The sequence below is a fragment of the Actinotalea solisilvae genome (assembly GCF_016464425.1).
Taxonomy (GTDB): Bacteria; Actinomycetota; Actinomycetes; order Actinomycetales; family Cellulomonadaceae; genus Actinotalea; species Actinotalea solisilvae.
Window position 1 is genome coordinate 90,900 of the sequence record NZ_JADDKQ010000020.1, and the last position, 12,423, is coordinate 103,322.

14 protein-coding genes are annotated in these 12,423 nt (G+C 75.8%); 6 read left to right on the forward strand and 8 right to left on the reverse strand.

Annotated elements, in window-relative coordinates:
- Positions 1-5: 5 nt before the first annotated feature.
- Both JIG38_RS15700 and JIG38_RS15705 read right to left on the reverse strand, forming a co-directional pair.
- Positions 6-650, reverse strand: coding sequence for an LON peptidase substrate-binding domain-containing protein (locus JIG38_RS15700; RefSeq protein ID WP_233405108.1), 645 nt, complete (start codon positions 648-650; stop codon positions 6-8).
- Between the two features lie 116 nt (positions 651-766).
- Positions 767-1,234, reverse strand: a complete 468-nt coding sequence (locus tag JIG38_RS15705; RefSeq protein ID WP_199424758.1) for an aromatic ring-opening dioxygenase LigA — start codon at positions 1,232-1,234, stop codon at positions 767-769.
- Positions 1,235-1,434: 200 nt separating this feature from the next.
- Here JIG38_RS15705 and JIG38_RS15710 point away from each other — a divergent pair, with 200 nt between their 5' ends.
- Both JIG38_RS15710 and JIG38_RS15715 read left to right on the forward strand, forming a co-directional pair.
- A complete protein-coding gene (locus tag JIG38_RS15710; protein ID WP_199424759.1) occupies positions 1,435-2,754 on the forward strand; it encodes an MFS transporter in 1,320 nt (439 codons plus the stop codon).
- Positions 2,755-2,763: 9 nt separating this feature from the next.
- Complete coding sequence (locus JIG38_RS15715; RefSeq protein ID WP_199424760.1) at positions 2,764-3,867, forward strand: AAA family ATPase; 1,104 nt, start codon at positions 2,764-2,766, stop codon at positions 3,865-3,867.
- Positions 3,868-3,904: 37 nt separating this feature from the next.
- Here the strand turns inward: JIG38_RS15715 and JIG38_RS15720 are convergent, their stop codons facing one another.
- Entirely contained in the window at positions 3,905-5,377 is a 1,473-nt protein-coding gene (locus JIG38_RS15720; RefSeq protein ID WP_199424761.1) for a cryptochrome/photolyase family protein, read from the reverse strand.
- Between the two features lie 52 nt (positions 5,378-5,429).
- Entirely contained in the window at positions 5,430-5,657 is a 228-nt protein-coding gene (locus tag JIG38_RS15725) for a zinc ribbon domain-containing protein (RefSeq protein WP_199424762.1), read from the reverse strand.
- A gap of 122 nt (positions 5,658-5,779) precedes the next feature.
- On the opposite strand from JIG38_RS15725, the gene JIG38_RS15730 reads away from it, so the two are divergent.
- The 3 genes from JIG38_RS15730 (at position 5,780) to JIG38_RS15740 (ending at position 7,493) form a co-directional block, all read left to right on the forward strand.
- Complete coding sequence (locus JIG38_RS15730; protein WP_372419902.1) at positions 5,780-6,160, forward strand: cupin domain-containing protein; 381 nt, start codon at positions 5,780-5,782, stop codon at positions 6,158-6,160.
- A gap of 131 nt (positions 6,161-6,291) precedes the next feature.
- Positions 6,292-6,903, forward strand: coding sequence for a ClpP family protease (locus tag JIG38_RS15735; protein ID WP_199424763.1), 612 nt, complete (start codon positions 6,292-6,294; stop codon positions 6,901-6,903).
- Positions 6,900-7,493: a ClpP family protease gene (locus tag JIG38_RS15740; RefSeq protein WP_199424764.1), complete on the forward strand. Its 594-nt coding sequence runs from the start codon at positions 6,900-6,902 to the stop codon at positions 7,491-7,493. The genes JIG38_RS15735 and JIG38_RS15740 overlap by 4 nt, the downstream gene beginning before the upstream one ends.
- Positions 7,494-7,511: 18 nt before the next feature.
- On the opposite strand, the gene JIG38_RS15745 is transcribed toward JIG38_RS15740, so the two are convergent.
- The 3 genes from JIG38_RS15745 to JIG38_RS15755 form a co-directional block, all read right to left on the reverse strand.
- Positions 7,512-8,768, reverse strand: a complete 1,257-nt coding sequence (locus tag JIG38_RS15745; protein ID WP_199424765.1) for a serpin family protein — start codon at positions 8,766-8,768, stop codon at positions 7,512-7,514.
- Positions 8,769-8,904: 136 nt separating this feature from the next.
- On the reverse strand, positions 8,905-9,345 hold the full coding sequence (locus JIG38_RS15750; RefSeq protein ID WP_199424766.1) for a helix-turn-helix domain-containing protein: 441 nt from the start codon (positions 9,343-9,345) through the stop codon (positions 8,905-8,907).
- Positions 9,346-9,435: 90 nt separating this feature from the next.
- Positions 9,436-10,146 (reverse strand): hypothetical protein, encoded by a 711-nt coding sequence (locus JIG38_RS15755; RefSeq protein WP_199424767.1) that lies wholly within the window; start codon positions 10,144-10,146, stop codon positions 9,436-9,438.
- Positions 10,147-10,330: 184 nt separating this feature from the next.
- On the opposite strand from JIG38_RS15755, the gene JIG38_RS15760 reads away from it, so the two are divergent.
- Positions 10,331-11,416 carry an LLM class flavin-dependent oxidoreductase gene (locus tag JIG38_RS15760; protein WP_199424768.1) on the forward strand — a complete coding sequence of 362 codons (1,086 nt, stop codon included), beginning with the start codon at positions 10,331-10,333 and terminating at the stop codon, positions 11,414-11,416.
- A gap of 269 nt (positions 11,417-11,685) precedes the next feature.
- Here JIG38_RS15760 and JIG38_RS15765 read toward each other — a convergent pair whose 3' ends face one another.
- On the reverse strand, positions 11,686-12,330 hold the full coding sequence (locus JIG38_RS15765) for a dihydrofolate reductase family protein (RefSeq protein WP_199424769.1): 645 nt from the start codon (positions 12,328-12,330) through the stop codon (positions 11,686-11,688).
- Positions 12,331-12,423: the final 93 nt, after the last annotated feature.

Below are 12,423 nucleotides of genomic sequence, written 5' to 3' on the forward strand. Positions count from 1 at the left end.
GCGACTCACCCGGGGAGGTCGTCGTCGCCCGACCACCCGACCGTGAACCGCTCGTCGGCGGCCTGGGTCTCCTCGACCAGCCGGGCGAGCAGCGCCGCCGCCGAGCCCGACCGCAGCAGCGCCAGCTGGTCGAGGGAGCCGAGGGGCGCGATGCCCGCGACCTGCCACAGGCGCTCCGCCGGCTCGCCGGACAGCTCGACGTCGGGCGGCCAGGGCAGCTCCGCGAACTCGCTCACGCGGGCCAACGTGCTGCGCACCAGGGCCTCGGCCTCGTCGAGCGCGGGGACGTCGGCCGCCTCGAGCGGGAGCGGGGGGAGCTCGCGCACCTCGGCGCGCGGGAACGGGTCCTCCTGCAGCCAGCGCACGACCTCGAACCGGGCCCCGCCGGTCGCGAGGAGCACGATCAGGTCGTCACCGACCTGGACCGACGCGATGCGGGCCACCGTGCCGAACCCGAACCGCGCGTCACCACCGCCGACCTCCGAGCCCCGCTCGATGAGCACCACCCCGAACTCGGGGTCCTCCTCGCCGAGCACCGACGAGAGCATCGCGACGTAGCGCGGCTCGAAGACCCGCAGCGGCAGCGGCATGCCGGGGAACAGCACGGAGCCGAGCGGGAACATCGGCAGCTCGCGGGTGGCGTCGGCCATGGCTGCGATCCTCCCCCGCGCCGCCCCGCGCGGCGACCCCGGGCAGCACGAAGGCCCCGCACCTCGAGGTGCGGGGCCCGTGCGATCCGGGGCGGGGGCGCTCCGGGCCTGCGGTGTCAGGCGTTCTGCAGGACGTTCTTCTCGGCGGGGGCGATGACCGTGCCGGCCGGAGCGACGAGGCGCAGGGCCCAGCCGACGAGGACGAACAGCAGGCCCATGCCGGCGGCGAAGGCCGCGACGCCGAAGGCGATGACGGAGGTGAACAGCGAGCTGCGCAGGAACGAGGCGTTCATCATCGTGGCGCGGACGGGGTCCTCGCGGTCGAGCTCGGCGTAGGTCTTGCCGCCCGAGGCGTCCAGCGCGTGGTGGTTGATGATGTCGGCCTGGTAGTAGGCGTCCAGCGGGCCGTCCACGAGCTCCCCGCCGAACATGGCGGCGTCCTCGGCGACGGTGATGTTCTCGGCGACCAGCTGGCTGCGGACCATGATCCACGTCGCCGCACCGGCGACGATCAGGGCGACGCCGGCGATGATCGCCACGAGGCCGACGAGGCGGACGGGCTTGGTGCTGACGGTGGTGGACATGACGTGAACCTTTCCCAGGAGACGAGGGGCCGGAGTTCGCGTCCGGTGGTCCTCGGGGGCGACTGCCGCCCTCTGGTGATTACTCTCGGCCATCGCCGAGCCTGGATCTCGGGTCCAAGGTCCGGGGGCCCTACGTCCCGGACCCGTCGCTCGAAACGCCCGTGACCTGCGCTGACGCACCGGGGTAGGCTCTCGCGCTTGTGAGCCGCCTCCTCGAGATCGTCGCCCCCGCGCGGCTCGGACGCGGCTTCCGGCTCCTGCTCGCGTCGTCCTGGCTGTCGAACCTCGGGGACGGCATCGCGATCGCGGCGGGTCCCCTGCTCGTCGCGTCCCTCACCGACGACCCCCTCCTGGTCGCCGCGGCCGCGACCTTCCAGTGGCTGCCCCCGCTCCTCTTCGGCCTGTGGGCGGGCGCGCTCTCCGACCGGCTCGACCGCCGCCGCCTCGTCGTCGTGGCCGACGTCATGCGCACCGTCGTGCTCGTGGCGCTGGCCGCGGCGCTCGCGGCCGACGTCGCGACGATCGCGCTCGTGCTCGGCGCGCTGTTCCTCCTGGGGACGGCCGAGGTGTTCGCCGACAACAGCTCGCAGACGCTGCTGCCGATGCTCGTCCCGCGCGGCGAGCTCGCGCTCGGCAACTCGCGGCTCCAGACCGGCTTCATCACGGTCAACCAGCTGGCCGGGCCGCCCCTCGGCGCCGCACTGTTCGCCCTGGGCACGGTGATCCCGTTCGGCGCGCAGGCCGCGCTCGTCGCCCTGGGCGCGGTGCTCATCTCGCGGATCGCCCTCGCCCCGCACCGCAGCGAGCCCGCGACCACGCACCTGCGGCACGACATCGCCGAGGGCTTCCGGTGGGTCCGCCACCACGCCGCGGTCCGCACGCTCGTCCTGACGATCTTCACCTTCAACATCACGTTCGGCGCCGCGTGGTCGGTGCTCGTGCTCTACGCGACGCAGCGGCTCGGCCTCGCCGAGGTCGGCTTCGGCCTGCTCACGACCGTCAGCGCGGTCGGCGGGCTCGTCGGCACGGCGTCGTACGGCTGGATCACGCGGCGCGTGAGCCTCGGCGACCTCATGCGGATCGGTCTGGTCGTCGAGACGCTGACCCACCTCGGCCTCGCGCTCACGACGTCGCCCGCGGTCGCCCTCCCGATCTTCTTCGTCTTCGGCGCCCACGCCTTCGTCTGGGGAACGACGTCGGTCACGGTCCGCCAGCGCGCCGTGCCGACCGCGCTCCAGGGCCGCGTGGGCAGCGTCAACCTCGTCGGCGTCTTCGGCGGCCTCGTCGTCGGCTCGGGGATCGGCGGGCTCCTCGCCCAGCGGTGGGGGGTGACGGCGCCGTTCTGGTTCGCGTTCGTCGGGTCGGCCGTGTTCGTCGTGCTCATCTGGCGCCAGCTCGCGCACATCGCGCACGCGGACGAGGGCCCGGCGCCCGACGACGCCGCGGACGACGACCCCGCGGACGACCACCCCGGCGGCGCGCAGGACGACGAACCCGAGGACGTCCGACCGGGCGGCTAGCGTCTCCCCATGATCCGGACCGTCGCGATCGAGGGGTACCGCTCGCTGCGCGACGTCGTCGTCGGGCTCGAGCGCCTGACGGTCGTCACGGGGGCGAACGGCAGCGGCAAGACGAGCTTCTACCGTGCGCTGCGCCTGCTCGCCGACCTCGCCCGCGAGGGTGCCATCTCGACCCTGGCGCAGGAGGGCGGCATGCGCTCGGCGCTGCACGCCGGCCCGCGCGACGGCTCCCCGGTCGCCATGCGCCTGGGCTTCGCGAGCGACGAGCTGTCCTACGCCATCGACCTCGGCCTGCCCCAGCTGGGCCCGTTCCACCTCGACCCCGAGGTCAAGGTCGAGGCGGTGTGGTCCGGGCCGGTGCTGCGACCGGCGACCCTGGTCGCCGAGCGGCGCGGGCCGCTGGTCCGCACGCGGGGCGACGACGGCGACTGGCGCACCGCGCGCTGGCAGCTCGCGGCCCACGAGTCGCTCATGGGCGCCCTCTCCGACCCGACCGAGACGCCCGAGCTCTACGCGATCCGGGAGCAGGCGCGGCGCTGGCGGTTCTACGACCACCTGCGCACGGACCCGGAGGCGGGCTCGCGCCGCCCGGGCGTCGCGACGTACACCCCCGTGCTCGCGGCCGACGGTGACGACCTCGCGGCAGCGCTGCTGACGGTCGAGCGGGTCGGGGTGGCCGACGTGCTCGGCGCGACGGTCGCCGACGCCTTCGACGGCTCGCGCCTGGAGCTCGTCGAGGACGGCGACGGCGTCTGCCGACTCCTGCTGCACCAGCCCGGGCTGCGCCGTCCGCTGGGCGCGCGCGAGCTCTCGGACGGCACGCTGCGCTACCTGCTGCTCGCCGCGGCGCTGCTCTCGCCTCGGCCGCCGGGGCTGCTCGTCCTCAACGAGCCCGAGGCGAGCCTGCACCCGAGCCTCATGCCCGCGCTCGCGGCCCTCGTGGTCGACGCCGCCGAGCGCTCGCAGGTCGTCGTCGTGACCCACTCGGGCCCTCTCGTGCGGGCCCTGTCCGAGCACGCGGGCCTGCTCGAGCTCGAGCGCGCCGGCGGCACGACGTCGGTCGCCGGGCAGGGGCGCCTCGAGGGTCCGCCCTGGTCGTGGCCGAGGCGCTGACGCGCTCGGCCGGCGGTGGCCGGCTCCGGACGGTGGGTCAGCCGCGCGACGCCTCGTAGCGCCGCAGCGCCTCGGCGCGCTCCGCGGCGTGGTCGACGACGCGCTCGGGGTAGCCGTGCGCGAGGCCGTCGTCGACCAGCCACGGCTCGTGCGCCGCCCCGCCCTCGACGTGCGCGAGCTCGGGCACGTACCGGCGCACGTAGGCGCCGTCGGGGTCGAACTTCCGGCCCTGGCTCACCGGGTTGAAGACGCGGAAGTAGGGCGCGGCGTCGGTGCCCGTGCCCGCCACCCACTGCCAGCCCTGGCTGTTGGAGGCCATGTCGCCGTCGCGCAGGTGGTCCAGGAACACGCGCGCGCCGTGGCCCCACCACACGTGGAGGTCCTTGACGAGGAAGCTCGCGGTGACCATCCGGACCCGGTTGTGCATCCAGCCCTCGTGGCGCAGCTGACGCATGCCGGCGTCGACGAACGGGAAGCCCGTGCGGCCCTCGCGCCACGCGTCGAAGCGCTCGCGGGCGAGCGCCTCGTCGGTCGCGTCCGCGGCGTAGGGACGTGCAGGCCCGCGTCCCGACCGCCCCGCGCCCGACGACGCCCCGCGGGACCGCCCGGCGCCGGGTGCGTCCGGCCACGCGAGCGGCGCGTAGGTGAGCGCCGTGGGCCGCAGGTCCGCCCAGGCGGCGTCGGGCCGGTGCCACAGGACGTCGGCGTAGAACTCGCGCCAGCACAGCTCGGTGACGAAGGTCTCGGCGCCGCGCGAGCGCGCGGCGCGGTGCGCGGCGACGTCGGCGAGCAGGGTGCGGGGGTGCACGGTCCCGTACTTGAGCTGGACCGACAGCTGCGACGTGCCGTCGACCGCAGGCCGGTCGCGGCCCTCGGCGTAGTCCTCGAGCGCATCGTCGAGGAACGCCCGCCACCGCTCGTGCGCCGCCGCCTCGCCGACCGCGGGCAGGGCGACGTCGTCGGTGAGGTCCGGGGACGGCAGCGGCTCGGAGTCGGGCCCGCGGTGCCAGCGGACCGACGGCGTCGTCGCGGGCGCGCGCCAGCCGTGGCGGCGCCATGCCCGCGAGAACGGCGTGAAGACGCGGTAGGGGTCGCCGTCGTCCTTGAGGACGCGGCCGGGCGTCACGGCGTACGGGCTGCCGGTCGCGACGAGGTCGACGCCGGCCCCGGCGAGGGCTGCCCCGACGTGCGCGTCGCGCCGCCGGCCGTAGGGCGACGGCTCGGCGCTGACGTGGACCGACGTCGCGCCGACCTCGGCGGCGAGGGCGGGCAGCACCTCCTCGGGGCGACCCGACCGGACGACGACTGCGCCGTCGTAGGGCTCCTCGAGCGCGCGGAGCGCGTCGACGAGGCACGCGGTCCGCACGTCGCCCGCCGACGCGAGCAGCGTCGGGTCGAGGACGAAGACCGGCAGCACCGCGCCACCCGCGTCGTGCGCCGCCCCGAGCGCGGGCAGGTCGTGCAGGCGCAGGTCGCGCCGCAGCCAGAGGATCGCGGGCGGGGTCGTCACGCGCGCCCACCGGCGCCACGGGCGGCGCGCGCGCCCGAGGCCCCGACCTCGCTCACGACTGAGCTGCGCCGAGGACCGCGGGCGCCCACTGGCCGCCGCACACCGTGCAGCGCACGGTCTCGTGCGCCGCGCCGAGCGGGAGCAGCGGGACCCAGAAGACGTGGAACCACGTGCGCTCCTCGAGCCGCTCGTACTGGCGCGGCTCGTAGCAGTAGGGGCAGTGGAACCCGCCGGTGCCGAGCGACCGGCGTCGCTGGCGCGTGCCGAAGAAGAGGAACATCCCACCAGGGTCGCCCGCGCGCGGCGATCCCACGAGCGGAGCGGGACGACGGGCGGCCGGATGGGCTGGCCGTGGGCCTGGCCGGGCGGGACGATGGGGTCCCGGACGACAGGAGGACCCTCGTGCCCGACGTGACCGATCTCCCCGACCTCGCCGACCTCACGCGCTCGCACCTCGCGGCGGCGCTGGCGTCCGCGCACGGCCGCAGCGCCGAGCTCGTGCTGCACGACGGCGTCCTGCGCCAGACGGTCATCGCGCTCCGGGCCGGCTCCGTGCTCGGGGAGCACAACGCGCCGCACGCCGCGAGCGTCTTCGTGCTCGCCGGGCGCCTGCGGATCACGGGTCAGGACGTCGAGGAGATCGCGGCGGGTCAGCTCGCGCGGCTGACGCACGAGCGGCACGGGGTCGAGGCGCTCGAGGACGCGGCGTTCCTGCTCACGACCGTGACGAGCCTCGAGCCGCAGCAGGTCGGCCTCGAGGGACCGGACAGCCGCCCGCGCTGACGACGCGTGCGGGCCGCGGCCCGCGGTCTGCCGTCGGCAGATCCGCCGCGGGCAGACGCCGGGTCCCCGGCGGCCGACCCGGTGCGACGGTGGGAGCACGACCCGCTCCCACCACCGCCCCAGGAGGACCCGTGGACACCGCGACCGCCCCGCCCGGCAGCTTCGACGACCAGCTCGCCGCCCGGCTGCTGCACCAGCGCATCGTCGTGCTCGGCCGCCCGGTCGACGACGAGATCGCCAACCGCCTGTGCGCCGAGCTGCTGCTGCTCTCGGCCGAGGACCCGCGCCGGGACATCGCGCTCTACATCAACTCCCCGGGCGGCTCCGTGAGCGCGGCGCTCGCGGTCTACGACACGATGCGGCTCATCCCGAACGACGTCGCGACGCTCGGCATGGGCCTCGCGGCGAGCGCCGCGCAGTTCCTGCTCAGCGCGGGGACGCCCGGCAAGCGGTTCATCCTGCGCCACGCGCGCGTGCTCATGCACCAGCCCTCGGGCGGGCTCGGCGGCACGGCCGTCGACATCGCGATCCAGGCCGAGAACATGGCGCACACCAAGCGGACCATGCAGGGCCTCATCGCGGAGCACACCGGCCAGGACGTCGCGACCATCGAGCGGGACAGCGACCGGGACCGCTGGTTCACCGCCGACGAGGCGCTCGCGTACGGGTTCGTCGACCGCGTCGTGGTCGACCTCGAGGACGTGCGGCCCGAGGGCGGGCTGCGGAAGGTGGGGCTGGGATGAGCTCGTACACGATCCCGTACGTCGTCGAGCGGCGGCCCACGGGCGAGCGCACGTCGGACGTGTTCAGCCGGCTGCTCTCGGAGCGGATCATCTTCCTCGGCACCGAGATCGACGACGGCGTCGCGAACGTCGTCATCGCGCAGCTGCTGCACCTGCAGTCCGACGACCCGGACGCCGACATCAACGTCTACATCAACTCGCCCGGCGGCTCGCTCACGGCGCTCATGGCGATCTACGACACGATGCAGTTCGTCCGGCCCGACGTCTCCACGTTCTGCATGGGTCAGGCGGCGTCGGCCGCGGCGGTGCTGCTCGCCGCGGGGACGCGCGGCAAGCGGTTCGCGCTCGAGCACTCGCGGGTGCTGCTGCACCAGCCGTCCGGCGGGGGCGAGGGCACGGCGGCCGACCTCGAGATCCAGGCGCGCGAGGTGCTGCGCCTGCGCTCCGAGGTGGAGCAGGTCCTCTCGCGCCACACGGGTCACAGCGTCGAGAAGCTGCGCGCCGACACGGACCGGGACCGCATCTTCACGGCACGCGAGGCCGTCGAGTACGGCCTGGTCGACGACGTCGTGGGGACGATGAAGCGCTGAGGGCGCGAGGCGCGCGCGTCAGGCCGTCGGGTCCTGCACGACGCCGACGAACAGCGGCGAGCGCGTGGCGGTGTCCGTGAGCACGAGGAGGAACGGCCGGTCGACCGTGACGGGCTCGACGACCTCGGCGCTGACCGCCACGACCCCGACGGCGGTCGCGGCCGCCGCCTCGGTGCCCTCCTCGTCGACCTCGAGGAACGTCTCCTGCACGACGCTGCCGATCGCGAGGGCCTCGTCGGCGCCGAAGCCGGGTGCGTCCAGCGCGATCGGCAGGCCGAGCTCCTCGAGCGCGGGCAGCAGGTCGTGCCCCTGGGTGATCCGCAGCGCGGGCATCGAGACGTCGGCGCGCGTGGCGAGCGGCGCGTCGGCGAGCGCGTCGAGCCGCGCGGCGTCCACGGTGCACGGGTCGACGCCGCGGGGCGGGAGCACGACGACGGCCGCGAGGGTGCCGTCACGGTAGGGCAGCTCGACCCGCGTCCAGCCGTCGTCCGCCGTCGCCGTGCCCGACCCGCCGCTCATCATGTCGACCTCGACGAGGGTGTCGTCGGCGGCGCGGAACGGCGCGGGCTCGGCGTCGTCGAAGGCGGTCGCCCACTCCGCGTCGAGGTGGACGGCGTTGGTGAGGACGACCCGCGTGGCGGGCTCGAGCGGCTCGGCGAACAGCTCGGGGATGCGGCCGGCCGTGTCCTGCGCGACGGACGCGTTGATCCGGTCGGTCGCGCCCTCCGCGTCGTGCCGGTAGTCGAGCGCCTCCACGCCGGCGTCGAAGGCGGTCGCGACCGCGTCGAGGTACTCCTGCGTCGGGTCGACGGTGAGGTCGGGCCACACGCGGTTGCTCGTGCGCAGCGTGTCGCCCCCGCCGGCGCCGTCGCCGGCGCGGAGCGCGTCGATCGCGGCGGTGTGGTCGCGCAGCGCGGCGGCGAGCTCGTCCGACCACGCGGGGAGGTGCAGCAGGTCGGCGACGGCCTGGGCGGTCGTGCCCGTCACGGCCGGCTGGAGCATCCCGAGCGCCTGGGCGGCCGACGTCGGCGAGACCAGCAGGTTCTCGCCCGGCTCCTCGGCGCAGCGGGCGTGCAGCAGGTCGAGGCCGAACTCGGTCTGGGCCGCGGCGACGTCGAGCGCGGTGAAGGCGCCCGGCGCGACGTCGAGCACGACGCCGCGGTACTCGGCGGCCGGGCCCGGCGTGGGCCGGGCGTCGCCCGCGCACCCGGCGAGGAGGCCGACCGACGCCACGACGGCGGCGGCCGAGGCGGCGCGGCGGTGATCGGGTCGCACGGGTCCTCCGGAGGGTCGAGGGCGGCAGGTGTGCCGCCTCTGCCCTGCCTGTGTCCCCGGGACGCGTGACCTTGCGGTCGCGACCGGTCCGGGCCGCGGCCGGCGCGGCGACGGGCGGGCCGTCGGCCCGCGTCGCTCAGGCGACGCGCAGGACCGCCGTCCGTGCCGCCCCCGGTCCCGACGTCGTCGGTCCCCCCACGCCGGCGCTCCGCGGCGCGGCGCCCGCCTCGCGCGTGCGCCCGACGGACGTGAGCGAGAGGACGGTGTCGGGCCGGCCGTCGTGACCGGCGCGCGCGGTGAGGTCGACCACGACGGCCTGCGGCGCGAGCAGGCCGTACGCCTCGCCGAGGAGGTCGACCATCCCCATGCCGAGGGCGCGGCACACCGCGACGAGCACCTCGGACGACGCCTCCTTGCGGCCGCGCTCGATCTCCGACAGGTAGGCGACGGAGACCCGGGCGTCCCGGGCGACGTCGCGCAGCGTGCGGCCCTGGGCCTCGCGCCGCTCGCGCAGGATGCCGCCGACGAGCCGGCGCAGCAGCGGCTCCGGCGGTGCGGTCGGTGCCGTGACGGTCATGGCTGCTCCTCGTCGGGTGCGGTGCCTTCGGACGCTAGCAGCGCCCACCGACGACGCCGCCCCCGCCCCGTCTGCTCTCCGCGAACGACGTCAGCTCGTGCGCCAGACCAGCGGCGTCGTCGTGATCTCGGCGTGCGCGTCCTGGCTCACCTGCGGGTTGCCGACCACGCCGGCGTACCCGACCGACTCACCCAGCGGCACCGCGACGATGTCGCACGACGTGATCTCGGCGCCCACGGTCGGCTCCTCGAACGAGCCGCCCTGACATCCCGGGAACGTGCCGAACACGAGCAGCGAGGACGCGGGGCTGCCGGTCGAGTCCCAGCCGTAGAGCGTCGGCGCGTAGACGCTCAGGAGCGGCTGGTTGCCGCGCGCCCAGAGCAGCCGGTGCGCCGAGTCGACGTAGTACGCGACGTGCGTCGCGGGGTCGTAGCCGCTGATGTCGACCTCGGCGAGCGCCGCCGGGTCCGCCGGTCGCACCCCGACGACGCGCGACGCGAACTGGGCGTCGTAGTAGGCGTCGCCCGCCGGGTCGAGGCCCCAGCCGATCTGGACGACGGCCTCGGCGCCGAGGTCGAGCTCGCCGCCCTCGGGCGTCAGCTCGGCGGGCACGCCGACCTCGGTCGGCGCCGGCTCGGGCGTCGGCGTGGGTGTGGGAGTCGGCGTCGGCTCGGCGGCGGCCGTCCGCTCTGGCTTGGCAGCGGGCGCCTCGGGCTCCGCCGGCCCGGCGGCGCACGCGCCGAGCAGGGCGAGGACGGCGAGCGGGGTGAGCAGCGCGGCAGCGCGCGTGGGGAGGCGCACGCCGCGCATCGTGCCACGCGCAGGACGCGAGCGGTCGGACCGCCCGCCGCCGACGTCGACCGCCGGACGGCCCGCGGCCCGACCACGGTCGCGGGACCGCGGGCGGCCCGATCACGGGAACACCCCGTGGGTCCCGCGGGGTTGGCCCCACGTGAGCCAGACGCCCCCTGCCCCGACCGACGCCATGACACCATCCCCGACCGGCGAGCCGACCCCCGCCCGGACCGCCACCGGGGCCGCGACGCGCCCCGGGCCCGAGGACGCGACCCTCCCGCTCGGCGTCCTCGACTTCGTCGGGATCGAGCACGGCGAGAGCGCGCACGCGGCACTCGAGGGCGCGATCGGCGTCGCGCAGGCCGTCGAGGCGGCCGGGCTGCGCCGCTACTGGGTGTCCGAGCACCACAACATGCAGAGCCTCGCGTGCAGCGCGCCGGAGATCCTCGTCGCGGCGGTCGCCGCGCGGACCACGACGCTCCGCGTCGGCGCCGCCGGGATCATGCTGCCCAACCACGCGCCGTTCAAGGTCGCGGAGACGTTCCGCACGCTGCTCGGCCTCTACCCCGGGCGCGTCGACCTCGGCCTCGGCCGTGCGCCGGGTACCGACCCGCTCACCGCGCACGTGCTGCGGCGCGGGCTGCAGGTCGACGTCGGCGCGGACTTCCCCGGTCAGGTCGCCGAGCTGCTCGCGTTCCTCGGCGACGGCTTCCCCGAGGACCACCCCTACCGGCGGCTCGTCGCGGCGCCCGTCGTCGACGAGCAGCCGCCCGTGTTCGTGCTCGGCTCCAGCCCGTACGGCCCGCAGTTCGCCGCGGTCAACGGGCTGCGCACGGTCTTCGCGCACCACATGAGCCCCGAGCTCGCGATCGGCGTGCTGCGCGACTACCGCCGCGACTTCCGGCCGGGCCCCGACGGCGCCGCACCGTGGTCCGCGATGTCGGTCCTCACGTTCGCGAGCGACGACGCCGACGCGGTCCTCGAGTTCGAGGCGGGCTGGTCGCTGACGATGCAGAACCTCGCGCGGGGCATCCGCGAGCCGCTCCGCCCCGAGGACGTGCGCGAGTACGCGGCCTCGAGCGCCTTCCGTGCGCGACGGCAGGTGGAGGAGCCCGACCAGCGCATGGTCACAGGCCCCGCCGCGGACGTCGTCGCCCGCCTGCGCGACCTGCAGCAGCGCGCGCAGGTCGACGAGCTCGTGCTCGTCACGCCGTCGATCGACCGCGCGCGTCGCGTCGCGTCCCTCGAGGCGGTCGCCGAGGCCTGGCGCGCCTGACCGGCGGCGAGCCGCTCCACCGACCCCTCCGCCGACCCCCTCCGCCGACCAGCCGACCGACCGGACCTGCGGCGGTGCCGGTCCGGATGTGCGGCGCACGTGACGGATGTGGCTGGTGAGCCGCCGCGCCGTACTCACAAACCCCACGCGTCACCCCGGCACCGTGCGCCGCACGTCTTGATCGGCGGACCCGACGAGACCTCGGCAAGACCTCGGCGGGACGTCGGCGCCGACCCCGGCGGCGCGTCGGCGTGCGGCGGCGCGGGGCGTCACGCCTCGGTGAGGCCGCGGTCGGGCGCACCCATGTCGCCCGTGCGGGGCGTCCCGTCGGCGAGCGCGTACCGCAGGTAGACGGTGCCCGACGGGCCGGCGACCGGCGGGTCGAGCAGCGTGAGGGAGGTCGGCACGACGCCGCCCTCGAAGAGCCGCTTGCCCACGCCGAGCGTGATCGGGTGCAGCCACAGGTCCAGGCGGTCGAACAGCCGCTCGCGCAGCAGCGTCTGCACGAGGTCGAGGCTGCCGACGACCTTGACGTCCTCGTGCCGGTCCCGCACCTCGCGGACCGCTGCCGGGAGGTCGGGGCCCAGCAGCGTCGAGCCGGCCCACGAGAGGTCGGGCGTGCCGCGCGACGCGACGTACTTGGGGATCCGGTTGAACAGGGCGGCGATGTCGTCGTCCGGGCCGCCCTGCTGGTGCGGCCAGTACGCGGCGAAGATGTCGTAGGTCCGCCGCCCGAGCAGCAGGGCGTCGGTGCCCCGGTACGCGGCCGCGACCTGGTCCCCGCCGACGTCGTCCAGCAGCGGCGCCTGCCAGCCGCCGAACGGGAAGCCGCCCTCGGGGTCCTCCTCGGGTCCGCCGGGTGCCTGCCCGACGAGGTCGAGCGTCGCGAACGTCTCGATCGTGATGAGGCCCATGCCCTGCTCCCAGCGCTCTCGTCGGTGTCTCCCGAGTGGGTGGACCACCCGACGGCGCCGACCTCATCGGGTCGACGCCGTCGGGTTCGGGTT